Source organism: Variovorax sp. 01T432, from assembly GCF_056398605.1.
The window spans coordinates 13,344-31,139 of record NZ_JBFTPS010000050.1; the positions used below are offsets into that span (position 1 = coordinate 13,344).

Consider the following 17,796-nt stretch of genomic DNA (forward strand, 5'->3'; position numbering starts at 1 on the left):
CTGCGCCGCATTCTGCCCCTCACACGCCGCGCCGCACCATCATTTCCTTGATCTTGCCGATGGCCTGCGCCGGGTTCAGGCCCTTCGGGCAGACATCGGTGCAGTTGAGGATCGTGCGGCAGCGAAACAGGCGGTACGGATCCTGCAGGTTGTCCAGCCTCTCGCCGCTGGCCTGGTCGCGGCTGTCGACCAGGAACCTGTAGGCTTGCAGCAGGCCTGCGGGACCCACGTACTTGTCGGGGTTCCACCAGAAACTCGGGCAGGCGCTGGAACAGCAGGCGCACAGGATGCACTCGTACAGGCCGTTGAGTTCGTCGCGGGCCTCGGGCGACTGCAGTCGCTCCTTCTCGGGCGGAGGATCGTCGTTCACCAGCCAGGGCTTGATCGAATGGTACTGATGGAAGAAGCCCGTCATGTCGACGAACAGGTCGCGAATCACCGGCAGGCCGGGCAGCGGCTTGAGCACGACGGTGTTCGGCAGAGACCGCATGTTGGTCAGGCACGCGAGACCGTTCCTGCCGTTGATGTTCATTGCGTCCGAGCCGCAGATGCCTTCCCGGCAGGAGCGGCGAAAGCTCAGGCTCGGGTCGATGGCCTTCAGCCGCGTCAGCACGTCCAGCAGCATGCGGTCGGCGACACCGACCTCCAGTTCCATCACCTGCATGCGCGGCTTCGCGTCGAGGTCCGGGTCGTAGCGGTAGATGTGGAAGGTGTGCATCGGTGCATGATGCGGCCTATCACCCCCTGGACCTGTAGGCACCCACCCTTAGTTGCGCACTCCATCCGCGGGCCGCATCGCGACGAAGACCACGATGGCTGCCAGTGAAAGGACTGCCGAGACCGCGAAGGCGAGGCTGGGCGTGACGGTCCACAAGGCGCCGGCCACCAGGGAAGCCGGGAGGTACAGCATGCCGGTGACGAAGTTGTAGACGCCGACGGCCGTGGCGCGCCGCTCGGGCTCGAGGTCGGCGATCAGGGCCTTGCTCTGCGATTCGTCGATCGCATAGAACAGCCCGTACACGGCGAACACGGACACCACCTCCCATCGGCTGCCGGCAAAGACCAGCCACAGATTGATGCCCGCGTAGAGCGCATAGCCCAGCACCATGATCACGCCGCGACCGAGCTTGTCGCCCAGCTTGCCCACCAGCGGGGCCGCGGCGACGCAGGTGGTGTTGAACAGGGCATAGAGCAGCACGATGTCGGTCACGCTGAAGCCCACGGCATGCGCCTTGAGCAGGATGAAACCGAGGCTGAAATACGCGAGCGCGAAGATCCCGGCCGGCCACAGGAAGCGCTTGAAACCGGCGCCGAGCTGCCGCCAGTTCTGGCTCACGCTTTCGCGCGCGTGCACCACGCCGGCCTGCTCCGGGATGCGCGCGAGCACCGCCAGGCTGATGACGGCGGGCACGAAGGCCACCAGGAAGAGCGTGCGGTAGGTGCTGGCGGACTCGCCCAGCCAGGACAGCAGGCCGTAGGCGACGAGCGGCCCCACCACGGCCCCCGACTTGTCGAGCGCCTTGTGCACGCCGAAGGCATAGCCGCGCGAGCGCCTGTCCGCGATGGAAGAAAGCCACGCATCGCGCGGCGGTCCGCGAAAGCCCTTGCCCAGGCGTTCGATGACGCGAAACAGGCTCAGGCCCGTCACGGACGAGGACACCAGCAGGATCAGCTTGGCCAGCGTGGAGAAGCCATAGCCGGCGCCTGCAAACCACTTGCGCCGGCCGCTGCGGTCCGACAGCCAGCCGGCGAGGTAGTTGAGCGATGAGGCGGAGAGATCCGCCAGTCCCTCGATGAGCCCCAGGAGCGCGCTGGAGGCGCCCGCCACAGTGGTGAAGAAGACGGCGAACACCGAGAAGATCATCTCCGAGCTGATGTCGGTGAGAAGGCTCACCAGGCCCAGCTTGAGCACGTCGGGGTGGAGCCGCTGGCCTTTGCCGCCGGGAGGCTGGGTCATGGAGCGAGCAGCCTGCCGGGGCGGCCGCTACCTGGGGCAGTCGCCGCCGACGGACACCGTGCCGTCCTTGCATTCGGTCAGGATGCGCTCGTCGCGCGCGCCGGGGCGCGGAGGCACCGCGCCCGGCGCCGCATCGGCTTCGCGCCGGTACACGATCTTCCTGCTGCCGAGTTCGCAGCTGCCCACCACCTGGCCGTCCACCGGCGCGTCGGCGTCGGCGATGGTCACGGTGAAGCGCGTCACCCCGGCCGCGCCGATCTTCGTTTCGATCTGGGTGCGCAGGGCTTCGCAGTTCTCGGCGCCGTGGGCGGCGCAGGCCAGGGCCCAGGCGATGGGAAGCAGCCAGAGTTTCATGATGATGGACCCGTCAGAAGGGGTGTAGGGGCAGAGTCTAGCCCCGCGGGAATGAAGGCTTCGCCGCCGGTTGCCGATGGGGCCCCTTGTGTTCCCGCGGCACGGGCGCGGAAAATGGCCCGACCGCCGCGAGCAAGTTGACTGCAGCGGACCATTCACCATTTGGAGACCCCTGATGATCAAGGTTAGCGTGATGTACCCGAACACTCCTGGCGCCCGCTTCGACCACGACTACTACCGCGACAAGCACATGCCGCTGCTCAAGCAGCGCATGGGTGATGCATGCCTGTACTACACCGTCGACAAGGGGCTCGCCGGCGGCGCGCCCGGCGAGCCCGCGCCCTACGTCGGCATGTGCCACTTCTTCTGCGACTCGGTCGAATCCTTTCAGGCGGCGTTCGGGCCGAATGCCAAGGAGATCATGGCTGACATACCCAAATACACCGACCTGGTCCCCCTGATCCAGATCAGCGAGGTCGTCGTCGAGCGCGCCTGATGCGCGCCGCGAGTTCAGTTGGGCGTGTGCATGCCGTGAGAGTGGCCTTCCATCGCATCGGGGCCATGGTCTGACAGTTGCGCGTCGAACCAGGCATGCAGGGCCTTCACCAGCCTGGGCGCCTTGGTCGAATAGCTCAACTGCGCGCCGCCGGGAACATCCGCATAGTCGATCGAAACCTGGCCGGGCCTGGCCGCCCGAAGCTGCGCGAGGCCCGGCATGTCCTGGCCATGAATGTGCGATGGGCCGGAGAAGTCGCCCTTCTTGAAGCGCGCCTGGATGTCCCTCAGGTGCCCGCGAACCAGTTCCACCTGCGCGGTGTTGCCCGGGTCCTTGGCGACGACGCTCTGGATGCCGCCGGTCGCGGTCTTCGTGAAGACATGGGTGGTCGCCCGCAGGTCGAAAGGCATCACATCGGGTCCGCGCCGGGCGACCTCGGCGACTCGGCGCGCATCGGCGGCCTGGCCCGCGAGGGGAAGGCAGATGGCGGCCAGCAACGCGAGACAGGGCACAAGCTTCTTCATCTTCCAGCTTTCCAGGGGGGTGAATGTCGAAGACATGATGACACGCCGTGGCGCCCGCGGACAGGGCCACCGGCCGCGTCGGGTTGGTAGGATCTTCCAGGACACTCACGACGAACATTCCGGAACACGCCATGCCCAGCCTGACGACAACCCAAGGCTTCTTCGACCCCAAGACCTGGACGATCTCGTACGTCGTCTGGGACCATGCCACCCATCGGGCCGCCGTCATCGACCCGGTGCTGGATTACGACTTCAAGTCGGGCCACACGAGTACCACCTCGGCGGACCAGGTGCTGGCCTACGTCGCCGCCCATGGCCTCATCGTCGACTGGATTCTGGAGACGCACGCGCATGCGGACCACCTCTCGGGTGCCCGGCACATCCAGGCGCGCGTGGGCGGGCGCATCGCCATCGGCGAGAACATCCGGCAGGTGCAGGCGACCTTCAAGAAGATCTACCACCTCGAGCGCGGCTTCCTGCCGGACGGCAGCCAGTTCGACCACCTGTTCAAGGATGGCGAGACATTCGGAATCGGCGAGGTCGAAGCCACCGCGCTGCTCGTTCCCGGGCACACGCCGGCCGACATGGCCTATGCGCTCGATGGGGCGGTGTTCGTGGGCGACACGCTGTTCATGCCGGACGTCGGCAGCGCCCGCGCGGACTTCCCCGGTGGCGATGCGCATCAGTTGTACCGCTCGGCGCGCCGGCTTCTCGCGCTGCCGCCCGAAACGACGATGTATGTCTGCCACGACTACCCGCCCGAGGGGCGCGCCGCGGCATGGAAGACCACCGTGGCCGAGCAACGCGCGCACAACATTCACCTGCACGACGGCATCGGGGAAGACGCGTTCGTCGCGATGCGCACCGCGCGCGACGCGACACTGGAGGTGCCGACCCTGATCCTGCCCTCGCTGCAGGTGAACGTGCGTGCGGGCCAGATGCCGCCGCCGGAGTCCGATGGCGTGAGCTACCTGAAGATTCCCGTCAACAGCCTGCCGACGCACAGCGTCTAGCAGCCGCCGGCGCGCTCACATCGAGCGGGCGATCAGGTCCTTGAGCGTTTCGTTGGAGCCGCCGTAGATTCGCGCGACGCGCGCGTCCATGTAGAGCTGCGCGATCGGGTACTCCGACATGTAGCCGTAGCCGCCGAAGAGCTGCAGGCAGCGATCGATGATCTGGCACTGCTTCTCCGAACCCCACCACTTGGCCATCATCGCGTCATTGGGCTGCAAGGGCTTGCCGGCGGCGAGATCGCCCACGATGGCGTCGACGAACACCCTGCCGATGCGCGCTTCGGTCGAGCACTCGGCGAGCGTGAATCGGGTGTTCTGGAAATCCCACAGCGTCTGGCCGAGCATCTTTCGGTTCTTCGCATGTTCCACCGTGAGTTCGATGGCACGCTCGGCGCATGCGATGCCGACGACGCCGATGGACAGGCGCTCCCGCACGAAGACGTCCATCAACTGACCGAAGCCCCTGCCTTCGGCGCCGCCGATCAGGTTCTCGGCGGGAACGCGCACCTCGTCCAGGAAGATCTCGCAGGTGTCGAGGCCGTTTTGCCCGACCTTCTCCAGCACCTTGTTGACCCTGAATCCGGGCGTCTTGTCGGTCTCGACCATGAACAGCGAGATCCCCCTGGCGCCCGAGCCGGCGCCGCCGGTGCGCGCGGCCACGAGCGACAACTCCGCCTGCTTGCCGTGCGTGATGAAGATCTTGTTGCCGTTGAGGACGTACTCGTTGCCCTCGCGCCGGGCCGTCGCGCGCATGGCCTTGACGTCGGTGCCGGCATCCGGTTCGGTGATGCACACCGACAGCATCTTGCGGCCCGATGCGATGTCGGGCATCCAGCGCAGCAGTTGTTCATGGGTGGCCGTGCCGTGAAAGAAGGCGGGGCCGTTCACCGCCCCGGGGATGAAGCCGAATGTCGTGTCGCAGATGCGGGCCTGTTCCTCCATGACCACCACTTCGTGCGCGAAGGAGGCGCCCTGGCCGCCGTATTCCTCGGGAATGCTCATGCAGAGCAGGCCCAGTTCGCCCGCCTTCCTCCATACCGCGCGATCGATGTGGTGCTGCCGGCGGAAGCGCTCCGCGTGCGGGGCGACCTCTTCCTCGAAGAAGCGGCGCGCGGTGGTTCGCAGCATGTCGAGCTCGTCGGTCATCCAGGGCGAGCGGTAGGGGGCGTGGGTCACATTGATCTCCGGGGTTCGAAATGTCGTTGCGGCGGATTCTGTTCATGCGCGTGCATAAAGTCAACCCACCGGTTGGTTGACTTTTGTGAACGCTGATCTTAGAGTTCGCACCGCGGTCTTGCGGATCGCACCGGAATTCATCCCGAGGCATCGGGTTCCGGCGGCCGGCAAAGACCGATTGAACCCCATATTCAGGAGACAAAATGAGTGACGGCTTGTTGACGAAGACGAACTGGAGCGGCAAGGCGCTGGCCGGTGAATGGATGGCGCTGGCGGGCGGCCAGGTCGAGGTGACGGAGCCCGCAACGGGTCAACCGATTGGTCGAGTTTCCAGGGCCAACGCCCAGGACGTGCGCAGCAGCTGCGCCGCGGCGAAGCAAGCCCAGAAGACCTGGGTCGCCATGCCCCCTGGCGAACGCGCACGGATGTTTCGCGCGGCCGCGGCCTTGCTGGAGGCCAATCGGCAGGACTTCGCGACCTGGATCGTCCGCGAGACCGGCGGCATCGTGCCGAAGGCGATGTTCGAGATCGATTCGGTCCTGCATCACTTCCACGAGGCCGCCGCCATGCTCAGCCAGCCCAAGGGCCTGCTGCTGCCGAGCGCCGAGGGTTGCACCAGCATCGCGCGCCGGGTTCCGCATGGCGTGGTGGGCGTGATCTCGCCCTTCAACTTTCCATTCCTGCTCTCGAGCCGCGCGGTGCTGCCGGCGCTCGCCACGGGCAACGCGGTGGTGCTGAAGCCGGACCTGCGCACGCCCGTCAGCGGCGGCGTGCTGCTGGCCCTGCTGCTGGAGGCCGCGGGCCTGCCGGCCGGGGTGTTCCACATGCTGCCGGGCGACGCCGAGGCAGGCGAGGCATTGGTGAGCGACCCGGACACGACGATGATTTCCTTCACCGGCTCGACGGCCGTGGGCCGCAGGGTAGGGGAGCTGGCCGGCCGCCATCTCAAGAAGGTGGCGCTGGAGCTGGGCGGCAAGAACGCGCTGATCATCCTCGCCGACGCCGACCTGGAGTCGGCCATCAGCGGGGGCTCCTGGGCCTCGTGGCTGCACCAGGGGCAGATCTGCATGAGCGCCGGCAGGCACCTGGTGCACGATCACCTCGTCGCGGAATATGCCGAGCGCATGGCGCAGAAGGCCCGGGCGCTGCCGGTCGGCGACCCGCACCGGGAGCAGGTCGCGCTCGGCCCGATCATCACGCCCCAGCAAGTGCAGCGGGTCGACCGCATCGTGCGGGAATCCATCCGCATGGGCGCGAGGCTGCTGGCCGGCGGCACCTGCGACGGGCCGTTCTACGCCGCGACCGTGCTCGCCGACGTCACGCCCGACATGCCGGTCTTCCGCGAGGAGATCTTCGGCCCGGTCGTGTCGATCACCCGCTTCGGCACCGACGCGGCGGCCATCGCGCTGGCCAACGACACGGAGTACGGCTTGTCCGCCGGCATCTACACCCGCGACATCGGTCGCGGCATGGCCATGGCGGAGCAACTGAATGTGGGCCTGGTGCACGTGAACGACCAGACGGTCAACGACGACGGCACCATGCCCATGGGCGGGCGCGGCGCCTCCGGCAACGGATCGCGTCATGGCGGTCCGGCCAACTGGGACGAATTCACCCAATGGCAATGGACCACCGTGCGCAACACCGCGCCGGTCTATCCGCTTTGATCGATATCCACGAACGCCCGCACCAGGAGACCGCCTTGAATCACCCATCCCCCTTCGCACGACTGATCCGCACCACCTTCGTCGCCGTCGCCGCCTGCCTCGCCCTGGCCGGCACGGCCGCGGCGCAGGACAAGCCTGTCATCCGGGTTCTGGTCGGCTTCCCGCCCGGCGCCGGAACCGACACGCTCGCCCGCCTCTACGCGCGGGCCTTGAGCGACCTCATGAACGTCACGACCGTGGTCGAGAACAAGCCGGGCGCCGGCGGCCAGCTCGCCGCGCAGGCGCTGAGGACGGCAACGCCCGACAGCAACACCATCATGTTCGCCGTCGACCACCAGGTCGTGATGCTCCCCCTGATCACCAAGACGCCGGGTTTCGACGTCAAGAAGGACATGGTGCCGGTGGGCCGGGTCGTCAATTTCTACACCTGCCTCGCGGTACCCGGGACTTCGCCCGCGCATGACATGCAGAGCTACCTGGACGCGGTCAGGAAGACCCCGGAGCAGGGCAATTTCGGCATTCCGGCGCCCGGCTCGCAGGCCCAGTTCGTCGGCTACGTGGTCGGCCAGCACTTCAAGGTTGCCATGAACCCGATTCCCTACCGCGGCGCCGCCCCGGCGATCGTGGACCTGGTGGGCGGGCAGATTCCGGCGGCCATCGTTCCCTGCGATGCCCTGGTCGAGTACCGCAAGGCGGGCAAGGTGCGCGTGCTGGCGATGGCCTCCGACCAGCGCTACTCCGAGATGAAGGATGTGCCGACCTTCGGCGAGCTCGGCGTGAAGATGCCGGCCGACAGCTTCCTGGGCGTCTATGCCGCGGCGAGCTTCAGGCCGGAACTGCTTCGCCAGCTCATCGCGGCCACGCGCGCCATGTTCGATTCGCCGCAGACGGTCGAGAAGTTCGCATCCACCCGCATGGAACCCGCCTATGCGGGCCCGGAGGAATTGCGCCGGATCGTCGAGCGCGGCAGCGAGTTCTGGGGCGAGCAGGTGCGCAAGTCCAACTTCCAGGCCCAGTAGTTTCAAGCAGTCACGGAGTCCCCATGCCCAAAATCGTCAAGGTCGAATGCCTTCCCGTTTCCACACCGCTGAAGAAGCCGGTGATCATGCCCAACACCCGCATCACCTCGATCGACAGCGTCGTGCTGAAGATCACGGCCGATGACGGCACCGTCGGTTTCTCCGACTCCGGCGACACCTCGTCCTGGTACCGCGGCGAGTTGCAGGAGTCGATCATCGCGATGATCTGCAACGTGATCGCGCCGCGCGTCCTGCTGGGCGAGGATCCGCGCCACATCGAGAAGATCGTCGGCAAGATGGATCTGCTGGTGCGCGACAACAACCAGGCCAAGGCGACGGTCGACTTCGCGTTGCACGACCTCAAGGGCAAGCTGCTGGGCGTGCCCGTCTACGAACTGCTCGGCGGCCGCACCGCCACGGCCTCCCGCCAGGGCTGGGTGCTGTCGGCGGGCAAGCCGGAAGACGTCGCCGCGGAGGCCGCGCTGGCGAAGAAGACAGGCTTCGCGCTGTTCAAGATGAAGATCGGCTACGGCACGCTGCAGGACGACATCGACATGGTGCATGCGGTGCGCGACACGGTGGGCCCGGACGCGTACCTGACGATCGATGCCAACGGCTTCTGGAGCTACGAGAAGGCCCTGCACATCATCCGCAAGCTCGACGACTGCGGGTTGGACCTGGTCGAGCAGCCGCTGCCGCACTGGGACATCGAAGGCATGGCTCGCCTGCGGGCGCAGGTGCGCACCCCGATCTATGCCGACGAGTCGGCGCAGGAACTGCACCACCTGAAGGAGATCATCGACCGGCGCGCCAGCGACGGCCTCTTCATCAAGCTGCAGAAGGCCGGTGGCATCCTCAAGGCGCAGCGCTGGCTCACCCTGGCGCGCCTGGCGGGGCTGCCGGTGCACTGCGGCTGCATGATCGGCTCGGGTCTGGAGCACAGTCCGGCGGCCCACCTGTGGGTGAGCAACGAATGGGCCTCGCAGGGCCTGAGCGAATCGATCGGGCCGCTGATGATCCACGGCACCATGGAGAGCAAGAACATCGCGCCGGGCACCGACATCGCCCTGAACATCCCGCGTTTCGAGAACGGCATGGCCTATCCGAACGAGGGGCCGGGCCTGGGCATCGAGCTCAACGAAGCCTTTCTCGTGAGCAACAGGACGGCCGGCAAGGAAGGCCGGACGGTGAGCCAGTGATGTCGCGCGCCGGCCCGTTGTCGGGGCTGACGGTGGTCGAGTTCGCCGCGCTCGGTCCGGCGCCCTTCGCGGGCATGATGCTCGCCGACCAGGGCGCGCGCGTGATCCGCATCGACCGCCCGGTGAAGCCGCGCGGCAAGGGCCCGGGGGGGCCGGACGCGGGCGCGGGCATGGATGCGCTGACCGCGCGGCGCAGCGATGTGCTCTGTCGCGGGCGCGAATCGATCGCGCTCGACCTGAAGCAGCCCGCCGCGCGCGAAGTGGCGCTGCGCCTGATCGAGCGCGCCGATGTGCTGATCGAGGGCTTCAGGCCGGGCGTCATGGAGGCGATGGGCCTCGGCCCCGAGACCTGCCTGCAGCGGCGCCCCTCGCTGGTCTACGGCCGGGTGACCGGCTGGGGCCAGACCGGCCCGCTGGCGCAGGCGGCGGGCCACGACATCAACTACATCGCGCTGACGGGCGCGCTGCACTCCACATCGCGCCGCGGCGCGGCGCCCACGCCGACGCCCGGCCTGATCGGCGACTTCGGCGGCGGCGGGATGCTGCTGGCCTTCGGCGTGCTGGCGGCGCTGGCCGAGGCGCGCGAAAGCGGCCTCGGCCAGGTGGTGGATGCCTCGATCTGCGACGGTTCGGCGCTGCTGACCTCCCTCATCCAGGGCTGGCGCTCGGCGGGCCTCTGGAACGCGGAGGCGGGCACCAACAACGGCGACGGCGGCGCGCATTTCTTCGACGCCTACGCCTGCGCCGATGGCAAGTACGTCTCCATCGGCGCCATGGAACCCAGGTTCTATGCCTTGCTGAGGGAAAAATGCGGCCTCACCGACCCGGCCTTCGACGCCCAGTGGGACACTGCGGGCTGGCCGGCGCTGAAGGAACGCGTGGCGCAGATGTTTCGCGGCAAGACGCGCGCGCAGTGGTGCGAACTGCTGGAGGGGAGCGACGCCTGCTTTGCGCCGGTGCTGGACCTCGACGAGGCGCCCCGGCATGCGCACAACCGGGCACGCGGCACCTTCGTCGAGGTCGACGGCATCACGCAGCCCGCGCCGGCGCCGCGCTTCAGCCGCACGCCGGCGGCCGGGTGCCATCCGGTGGGCGAGCTCGCCGCCGACACGCGCGCGCTGCTGGCCGAACTGGGCTACGACGAAGCGGCGGTCGAAGGCCTGCTGGCCGGCGCCGCGCAGTCTGCTGCGGGCTGATGCGGGCGATCGAAGCGACACGAACGAAACAATCTACAAGGTGGTGCTGAACCCATGACGAACATCCCCGCGCAATCCCGTGGCGCCCTGACCGGGCTGCGCATTCTCGACCTGACCCATGCGCTGGCGGGCCCCTTCTGTTCGCAGATGCTGGCCGACCATGGCGCGGACGTGATCAAGATCGAGCCGCTCGAAGGCGATTTCTTTCGCCGCATGGGCCCTTTCCGCGCGGACGACCGCCTGCGCCATTTCGGCGGGCTCTTCCAGGCCTGCAACCGCAACAAGCGCTCGATCGCCATCGATCTCAAGCATCCGGACGGGCGGCAGCTGCTCAAGGAGCTGGTGCAGGGCGCCGACGCGCTGGTGGAGAACTACCGCGCGGGCGTGCTCGACCGCATGGGTCTCGGCTACGAGACGCTGAAGACGCTGCGGCCCCAGCTCGTCTACACCTCGGTGCGCGGCTTCGGCGATCGCGCGGGCGGCGAGAGCCCCTACATGGACTGGCCCGCCTTCGACGTCGTGGCGCAAGCCATGGGCGGCTGGATGGGGATCACGGGAGAGGACGAGGACCATCCCGTCAAGGTCGGCGGCGGCGCCGGCGACACCGTGGCCGGCCTGTTCGCCGCCTTCGGAACCATGAATGCGCTGTGGCACGCGCGCGCCACGGGGGAGGGGCAGTACGTGGACGTGGCGATGACCGACAGCATCCTGGCCATGTCCGAGCTCGTGGTCAGCCAGTTCAGCTACCTCGGCGTCTCGCCCAAGCCCGTGGGCAATGGGATTCCCGGCCTGGCGCCCTTCGGCACGGTCAAGGTGCTGGATGGCGTCATCGCCATTGCCGCGCCGCACGACGCGCAGTTCCACCTGCTGTGCGAGCTCATCGGCATGCCGGCCCTGAAGTCCGATCCGCGCTACGCCAGCGAATCCCTGCGCTGGGACCATCACCGCGAACTCACCGAGGCGATCGAGTCCTTCACGCGCACGCGCACCAAGGCGCAGCTGCGCGAGCTGTTCGGCGGCAAGGTGCCGTTCAGCCCCATCTACAACGCCCGCGAGATCTTCGAGGACTCGCACTTCGCGGTGCGCAAGATGCTGCCCGAGGTCGAGCAGCCGGGCAGCGCGCGGCCGGTGGCCATCCCCGGCGTGCCGGTCAAGCTGTCGCTGACGCCGGGCGGGGTGCGCCATCGCGCGCCGCTGCTGGGCGAACACACGCGGGAGATCCTGGAGGCCGCGGGCCTGCCGACTTCGCGCGTGGCCGCGCTGCTCGAGGCGGGCGTCGTTTCCACACAATAATCCCCGCATGCCCGAACCCAAAGCCAGTACCCCCGTCACGCCCCGGCAGCGTCGCGCCCCCGGCGTGCGCCACGAGGACAAGCGCACCGCCATCCTGCGCACGGCGGCGCAGCTGTTCGCGGCCCACGGCTACGAGGCGACCTCCCTGGACGCGATCGCCGACCAGCTCGGCATGCACAAGGCCACGCTCTATCACTACGTCGAGAGCAAGGAGAGCATTCTTTTCCAGTGCCTGGTCAAGTCCTTCGGCGATCTCGACACGGTGATCAAGAGCATGGAGGACCGCAGCGTGCCCGTGCTCGAGCGCCTGCGGCAGTTCTGCCAGAGCCTGGCCCAGGCGCAGAACAGCGACTTCGGGCGCTGCCTGGTGCTGGTCGGCTCGCGGCCCCTCGACCTCGTGCCCGACGGCGAGATCCGCAGGTTTCAGAAGCGGCTGGACACCACGGTGCGCGCCCTGGTGACCGAGGGAATCGCGGACGGCTCCATCAGGCCCTGTCAGCCCAGCATGGTCTCGGCCATGTTGTTCGGTTCGCTCAACTGGGTGCCGCGCTGGTTCAGCGAGCAGGGCAAGCTGAGCCTGCGCGAGGTGGTCGATTCCTTCATGGACATGCTGACCCAGGGCATCGCGGCGGGAAGACGCTAGCCATTGCCGGGCGGGAAGGCCGGGCGCGCATGTTCGAAGGCGCCCGGGTCAAGGAAAGCGCAAGTCTGCCGATATCCATGCAGGACCTCTCGGAGCCAGACATGAATACCTATCCCACCGCCAGCCAGGCCACCGGCGTGGCGCGCACCCTTAGCAAGCATTCGGCGTGCACCATCGTCATCTACCGCACGCCGGAGGCGAAGTTCGTGACGGCGCGGCCGACCGACCCGATGCTCGGATGCATCGAAGGCGTCTACCGCAACGGGTACGAGGTGCCGACACTGCTGAGCCGGACGACCTGATGCTGTGCGGGCGGCCATGTCGCCGAGGCCGGCCCGCTAGTGTCCGGCGGGCGGCATCGCCTCGAAGCCGGGGAGCGTCCGCAGCAGCGCGGTCATCGACCTGGCGGCGAAATCCGGTATGTCGGCGACGTCCACCCATTTGAAGCGGTCCACTTCGGGAATCATCACGCCCGAGGCGAAGTGAGGAAAGAAGCTCGTGCACCTGCAGGCCCGGATGTCGCAGTCGCGCGTGTGAAGGACGACGCGAAACAGGTGCAGGTCCTTGCGGGACTGGTAGGCCATGCGGCCGAGCTCCTCCAGCGAATCCGGCGCAAGGACGATGCCCGTTTCTTCCCGCACCTCCCGCACGGCCGCGGCGCGCGGGGATTCGCCTTCTTCCGCGCCGCCCTTGGGAATGTCCCAGTGCTTCTGCCCGGTGGCATGCGCCAGGAGGAGCTGACCATGCTCGTTGAGGATGAGCACGCCGTAGGAAGTGGTCTTCATCAGCGGCTGGCGCGGCCTTCGGCCACCAGCCGGTCGCGGATGACGAGCAGTTCCTTGCGGCGCTGAGGGGTGACCTCCGGTTCGTGCATCTGGAACGCCCTGAAGGTTTCGAGCACGATCTGCGAGACGATCAGGCGCGCGTTGTCCTTGTCGTCGGCAGGAACCACATACCAAGGCGCAATGTCCGTGCTCGTGGAGCTCAGGCAGGCTTCGTATGCGCGCATGTACTCGTCCCAGAACCCCCGCTCCTCCATATCGGCGAGGCTGAGCTTCCAGTTCTTCGTCGGGTCGTCGATGCGCTCGAGGAATCGCTTTCGCTGCTCTTCCTTCGAGAGATGGAGAAAGAACTTGAGGATCCTGGTACCGTTTCGATGCAAGTGCTTCTCCAGATCGACGATCGAGCGATAGCGGCCCTTCCAGACCGCCTTGTCGTCGAGCAGCGCATCGGTCAGACCCTGGCTTCGAAGGATCTCGGGATGCACGCGAACGATGAGCACCTCCTCGTAGTACGAGCGGTTGAAGATGCCGATCCGACCACGCTCCGGCAGGCATTGAGTGCTGCGCCAGAGGAAGTCGTGCTCCAGTTCCGTCGCGCTCGGATGCTTGAAACTGAAGACCTGGCAACCCTGGGGATTCACACCGGACATCACATGGCGGATGGACCCGTCCTTGCCGGCCGCGTCCATCGCCTGGAAGATGAGCAACAGGGCGTGGCGATTGGATGCATAGTGAAGTTCCTGCAGCGCGCTCAGTTCCTCGACATCGGACGCAAGGAGCTCCTCGTACTTGCGCTTCGATCGGTAGACGGGCTTTGTCAGCGTCTTCCACTTCGCGAGATCCACCGTCGCGCCTTCACGAACCCGGAAGTCGTCTGGCTTGATCTTCATGGTGGCGCCCCTTTCGTCTTGGCCATTGCCGCGGTCGATTGAGAGCCTCGAAGCCTGAGATCACGTCGAACAGCTCCTCGTCAATGCCATTTTGACGCAGTCGATGGAAGCTGCCACGCAAATCGCCCAACAACTCGTCGATGTTCTTGTCGGCGCGCTCCATGGCGGCCAGGCGGCTTGCGTTCTCGCTCGCGAGCGATTCCGCGCACGCACGGAACAGCGAGACAAACAAGTACTCGCCGACGAGCGCCGCCAGCGTCGCGGCGCCGCCGCCCATGACCTCGGGGAGGTTCTTCGTCGGCCAGGTGATTTCGACGCGGGTGAGGCGCCAGTCTTCATCGAGCGGCAGCAGTCGCTGGCTGACGGTTTCATAGGTCGATCCGGATGCGCGGCTGTTGAAGAAGAGGTGGAGTTGGCTGTCCACGTCGTGTCGGCCTTGTCTCTGGCTGTCCACGAGAATCTGTCCGACCAGGGGCGCAATGGCATTGACGGACGTCGGCACGGCGAACCCGCCCACTGGCGCCAGGCCGGCGTCGACCAGCAGCGCATGAACACGCTCACCCACGGCCCAGACCCGGGGCGCATCGGGCAGCTTCGCCAGCGTCGCGATCGCATGATCCGCCACCGCTTCATTGAATCGGCCGACCAGCCCCTGGTCGGACCCGAACACCACGGCGCTGACAACGCGGGCGGCGGCCTGTCCTTGTCGCGGCAGCCGCAAGGCCGCCGGCCCGACGCTCCGAAGGCAGGCGCCCAGTCCAAGGTCCACCGTGCGCTTGTAGTCCGCCAGCGCGCGCACTGATCTTTCGTACTGTCCGATGCTCGAGGCGGCGATCGCCTTCATGGTGCGAACAACCGATTGGAGATCTGCCGCGCTGTCGATCTGACGGCGCAGGCCGGCTGTGCTGTCGCTCACGGATTGCCGCCCTTGCGGGCCTCGCGATGACCGGGGCCGGGCTTCGACGCGGGCCCAGGGTCGGGTGCCGGCAGAAAGGGTGCGAGCCCGCGGCGGGCCATGTCGAGAATGGTCGCGCGATCCTCGTCGCTCAGGGTGTCCGCGGTGTCCAGGTGCTCGCACACCTCGGCAGGGATCCTGGTCGCGAGCTCGCGCAACGTGCGTTCGGCATCGGCCATCCTGTCCATTGGCACGGCATCGAACAGGCCGGCGGCCAGCGCCAGCAGAATGGCGATCTGCGCTGGCACTGGTACCGGGGCGGATTCGGCCTGATTCAGGCAGGCGCGGATGCGCCGTCCATGCTCGATCGATTTGCGGGTACCGTCATCCAACCGGGCGCCGAATCGGGCGAAGGTCTCGAGTTCCTCGAACTGCGCATAGGCGAGCTTGAGGTCGCCTGCCACAGCGCGGTAGGCGGCTCGTTGCGCCTTGCCTCCGACTCGCGACACGGACTTGCCGACATCGACCGCCGGCAACACGCCCAGTTCGAACAAGGTCGGCGACAGCACGATCTGTCCGTCGGTGATGGAAATCAGATTGGTCGGGATGTAGGCCGACATGTTCTGCGCCTCGGTTTCGATGATGGGCAGGGCGGTGAGCGATCCGCCGCCGAGCTCCTTGCGCAGGCGCGTCGAGCGTTCCAGAAGCCGCGAATGGATGTAGAAGATATCGCCCGGAAAGGCCTCGCGCCCGGGAGGTCGCCGCAGCAGCAGGGACAGCTCGCGGTAGGCGCGGGCGTGCTGCGTGAGATCGTCGTAGACGATCAGCACGTCGCGGCCCGCCTCCATGAAATGCTCGGCGATGCTGGTGGCGGCGTAGGGCGCGATATAGGCAAGACCCGGCGCTTCGTTGCCCTCGGTCACGACCACCACGGTGTGCTCCATCGCGCCCTGGTCGCGCAGGACGGCCACGACCTTGGCCACGGCGGAAGCGCGCTGGCCGATGGCGCAATAGACGCACACGACGTCCTGGCCGCGCTGGTTGAGGATGGCGTCGATCGCAATCGCCGTCTTGCCCGTCTGGCGGTCGCCCAGGATCAGCTCGCGCTGGCCGCGGCCGATGGGAATCAGCGCATCGATGACCTTGAGGCCCGTCTGCAGAGGCACGGTCACGGCCGCACGGTCCATGATGTGGGCGGCAGGGCGTTCGATCGGCAGGCGTGCGCCCGCGTCGACCGAGCCGAGGCCATCGAGCGGCAGCCCCAGAGGATCGATCACGCGGCCCAGCAGCCCATCACCCACTCCCACGTCCATCACACGGCCCGTGCGCTCGACTTCGTCGCCCGCACGCAGATGCGCGTGGTCGCCGAGCAGGACCACCCCGATCTCGTCCTCGTCCACATTGAACGCAATGCCGAACACGTCACCGGGGAACCGGATCAGCTCCTCGAAGCCGATACCGGGCAGGCCGGATACGCTGGCGATGCCGGTGGACAGCATCGTGATCGTGCCGACCTCGCGCGGCGCGAGCTTCGGCCCATGGTTTTCTCGCGCTCGTTCGAGGCCCGCGAATGCGCGGTCGAACGCGCCTTCGAGGTCTTCGGCCCGTGCGTTCATGGGCTGCCTGCTTCGGCCACCGGCCGCGGCTGTGCCTGCATGAATTCGTCAACCTCCTTGCGCAGCGACGCCAGGTAGTCGGCGATGCTCCAGGCCACCTTCTGCCCGTTCGAGCTGAGTTCAACGCCGGCCACCAGGTCCGGTGCCGTCTCGAAACGCAGCGCGATGTCGATCGAGAAGGCTTCGTTGACCGCGGACTGAATTGCGGCACGCTGCGCGGCGGGCAGCTCGAACGCACTGCGGACAAGCACGGGGCCGGTCCCGCTCGTCAGCGCCTGGGCAACGTCTTCCTTGGCCGGACCGTCCAGGGCTCGCAGGCGCCGCACAAGCACCTCGGCGATTCGCTCTTCCAGACTCGTCGTCGCAAGTTCCGACAGCGCCTTGCGCGCGATGGCGAACACCTCCTGCTGCGTCCGGCGCGCCAGGGCCTGGTTCAGGCGCCGCGAGTCGCCCACGAGCGCCTCGCGGCGCCTCGCACTCAACGCGTCGGCCGCCTGCCTTGCCTCGTCGATGAGGCGGTGGCGCTCGGCCTCGGCGTCCTTTGTTGCTTGATCGATCAGCGAGGCGCGCTGCCTCTCGAACGCATCATTCTTGAGCTGGAATTCGTCGCGCTCCTTGTGCGCTTCGGCCTTCCTTGCTTCGGCATCGGCGAGGGCCGCAGCGATGCGTTTTTCCCGTGAGTCGATCGCGTCGAGGATGGGCTTGTAAAGAAAGCGCTTCATCAACCACACGAGGATGACGAAGTTCAGCGCCTGCGCCCCGACAGTGAACCAATCGATGAGCATGCCCTACTTTCCCGCGACCTGCGCGATTGCATGATTCCAGAACGGGTTGGCGAAGATGAGGATCATCGAGACCACGAAGCAATAGATGGCCGTGGACTCGATCATCGCCAGGCCGACGAACAGCGTGCGGGTAATGGTCGAGGACGCGTCGGGCTGCTGGGCCAGCGAACTCAGCGCCGTCGCGACGGCATGACCTTCGCCCAGCGCCGTGCCGATGACACCGATGCAGATGGTGAGGCCGGCCGTGACGATGGAGGCCACCGCGATGATTGTGAGGGTGTCCACTCGGAT

Annotated in this window: 20 protein-coding genes; 9 read left to right on the forward strand and 11 right to left on the reverse strand. The window is 67.2% G+C overall.

What is annotated here, in order from left to right:
* Positions 1-19 precede the first annotated feature (19 nt).
* The 3 genes from AC1DNF_RS27965 to AC1DNF_RS27975 are packed head-to-tail and all read right to left on the reverse strand — an operon-like array spanning position 20 to position 2,311.
* A complete protein-coding gene (locus AC1DNF_RS27965; RefSeq protein WP_478151913.1) occupies positions 20-718 on the reverse strand; it encodes a succinate dehydrogenase iron-sulfur subunit in 699 nt (232 codons plus the stop codon).
* Positions 719-766: 48 nt separating this feature from the next.
* The gene (locus tag AC1DNF_RS27970) at positions 767-1,957 is read right to left on the reverse strand and encodes an MFS transporter (RefSeq protein ID WP_478151914.1); all 1,191 of its coding nucleotides are present in this window, start codon (positions 1,955-1,957) and stop codon (positions 767-769) included.
* Between the two features lie 27 nt (positions 1,958-1,984).
* Positions 1,985-2,311: a DUF1161 domain-containing protein gene (locus AC1DNF_RS27975; protein WP_478151915.1), complete on the reverse strand. Its 327-nt coding sequence runs from the start codon at positions 2,309-2,311 to the stop codon at positions 1,985-1,987.
* A gap of 175 nt (positions 2,312-2,486) precedes the next feature.
* Here AC1DNF_RS27975 and AC1DNF_RS27980 point away from each other — a divergent pair, with 175 nt between their 5' ends.
* Positions 2,487-2,807: an EthD family reductase gene (locus tag AC1DNF_RS27980; RefSeq protein ID WP_478151916.1), complete on the forward strand. Its 321-nt coding sequence runs from the start codon at positions 2,487-2,489 to the stop codon at positions 2,805-2,807.
* Positions 2,808-2,821: 14 nt separating this feature from the next.
* Here the strand turns inward: AC1DNF_RS27980 and AC1DNF_RS27985 are convergent, their stop codons facing one another.
* Positions 2,822-3,367 carry an aspartate carbamoyltransferase gene (locus AC1DNF_RS27985; protein ID WP_478151917.1) on the reverse strand — a complete coding sequence of 182 codons (546 nt, stop codon included), beginning with the start codon at positions 3,365-3,367 and terminating at the stop codon, positions 2,822-2,824.
* Positions 3,368-3,462: 95 nt separating this feature from the next.
* On the opposite strand from AC1DNF_RS27985, the gene AC1DNF_RS27990 reads away from it, so the two are divergent.
* Complete coding sequence (locus AC1DNF_RS27990; protein ID WP_478151918.1) at positions 3,463-4,344, forward strand: MBL fold metallo-hydrolase; 882 nt, start codon at positions 3,463-3,465, stop codon at positions 4,342-4,344.
* Positions 4,345-4,359: 15 nt separating this feature from the next.
* Here the strand turns inward: AC1DNF_RS27990 and AC1DNF_RS27995 are convergent, their stop codons facing one another.
* Positions 4,360-5,520, reverse strand: a complete 1,161-nt coding sequence (locus tag AC1DNF_RS27995) for an acyl-CoA dehydrogenase family protein (protein ID WP_478151919.1) — start codon at positions 5,518-5,520, stop codon at positions 4,360-4,362.
* Positions 5,521-5,723: 203 nt separating this feature from the next.
* Here AC1DNF_RS27995 and AC1DNF_RS28000 point away from each other — a divergent pair, with 203 nt between their 5' ends.
* The 7 genes from AC1DNF_RS28000 to AC1DNF_RS28030 all read left to right on the forward strand — a co-directional run bounded on the left by AC1DNF_RS28000 (position 5,724) and on the right by AC1DNF_RS28030 (position 12,839).
* Complete coding sequence (locus tag AC1DNF_RS28000) at positions 5,724-7,187, forward strand: benzaldehyde dehydrogenase (protein ID WP_478151920.1); 1,464 nt, start codon at positions 5,724-5,726, stop codon at positions 7,185-7,187.
* Positions 7,188-7,222: 35 nt separating this feature from the next.
* Positions 7,223-8,206 carry a tripartite tricarboxylate transporter substrate-binding protein gene (locus AC1DNF_RS28005; RefSeq protein WP_478151921.1) on the forward strand — a complete coding sequence of 328 codons (984 nt, stop codon included), beginning with the start codon at positions 7,223-7,225 and terminating at the stop codon, positions 8,204-8,206.
* Positions 8,207-8,229: 23 nt separating this feature from the next.
* Complete coding sequence (locus tag AC1DNF_RS28010) at positions 8,230-9,405, forward strand: mandelate racemase/muconate lactonizing enzyme family protein (RefSeq protein ID WP_478151922.1); 1,176 nt, start codon at positions 8,230-8,232, stop codon at positions 9,403-9,405.
* Positions 9,405-10,601: a CaiB/BaiF CoA transferase family protein gene (locus tag AC1DNF_RS28015; protein WP_478151923.1), complete on the forward strand. Its 1,197-nt coding sequence runs from the start codon at positions 9,405-9,407 to the stop codon at positions 10,599-10,601. The genes AC1DNF_RS28010 and AC1DNF_RS28015 overlap by 1 nt, the downstream gene beginning before the upstream one ends.
* Positions 10,602-10,655: 54 nt before the next feature.
* Positions 10,656-11,894: a CaiB/BaiF CoA transferase family protein gene (locus tag AC1DNF_RS28020; protein WP_478151924.1), complete on the forward strand. Its 1,239-nt coding sequence runs from the start codon at positions 10,656-10,658 to the stop codon at positions 11,892-11,894.
* A gap of 7 nt (positions 11,895-11,901) precedes the next feature.
* Positions 11,902-12,537, forward strand: a complete 636-nt coding sequence (locus tag AC1DNF_RS28025) for a TetR/AcrR family transcriptional regulator (RefSeq protein WP_478151925.1) — start codon at positions 11,902-11,904, stop codon at positions 12,535-12,537.
* A 101-nt stretch (positions 12,538-12,638) separates the two neighbouring features.
* Entirely contained in the window at positions 12,639-12,839 is a 201-nt protein-coding gene (locus AC1DNF_RS28030; protein ID WP_478151926.1) for a hypothetical protein, read from the forward strand.
* Positions 12,840-12,875: 36 nt separating this feature from the next.
* Here the strand turns inward: AC1DNF_RS28030 and AC1DNF_RS28035 are convergent, their stop codons facing one another.
* From AC1DNF_RS28035 to AC1DNF_RS28060, 6 genes are read right to left on the reverse strand one after another with little or no spacing between them, the layout of a single operon-like run.
* Entirely contained in the window at positions 12,876-13,322 is a 447-nt protein-coding gene (locus tag AC1DNF_RS28035; protein WP_478151927.1) for an NUDIX domain-containing protein, read from the reverse strand.
* Entirely contained in the window at positions 13,322-14,209 is an 888-nt protein-coding gene (locus AC1DNF_RS28040) for an ADP-polyphosphate phosphotransferase (protein ID WP_478151928.1), read from the reverse strand. The genes AC1DNF_RS28035 and AC1DNF_RS28040 overlap by 1 nt, the downstream gene beginning before the upstream one ends.
* Positions 14,175-15,125 (reverse strand): F0F1 ATP synthase subunit gamma, encoded by a 951-nt coding sequence (locus tag AC1DNF_RS28045; RefSeq protein ID WP_478151929.1) that lies wholly within the window; start codon positions 15,123-15,125, stop codon positions 14,175-14,177. The genes AC1DNF_RS28040 and AC1DNF_RS28045 overlap by 35 nt, the downstream gene beginning before the upstream one ends.
* Complete coding sequence (locus AC1DNF_RS28050; protein ID WP_478151930.1) at positions 15,122-16,720, reverse strand: alternate F1F0 ATPase, F1 subunit alpha; 1,599 nt, start codon at positions 16,718-16,720, stop codon at positions 15,122-15,124. Before AC1DNF_RS28050 ends, AC1DNF_RS28045 begins: the two co-directional genes overlap by 4 nt.
* Positions 16,717-17,505, reverse strand: coding sequence for a F0F1 ATP synthase subunit delta (locus AC1DNF_RS28055; protein WP_478151931.1), 789 nt, complete (start codon positions 17,503-17,505; stop codon positions 16,717-16,719). Before AC1DNF_RS28055 ends, AC1DNF_RS28050 begins: the two co-directional genes overlap by 4 nt.
* Positions 17,506-17,508: 3 nt before the next feature.
* On the reverse strand, positions 17,509-17,790 hold the full coding sequence (locus AC1DNF_RS28060; RefSeq protein WP_478151932.1) for a F0F1 ATP synthase subunit C: 282 nt from the start codon (positions 17,788-17,790) through the stop codon (positions 17,509-17,511).
* Between the last annotated feature and the right edge of the window lie 6 nt (positions 17,791-17,796).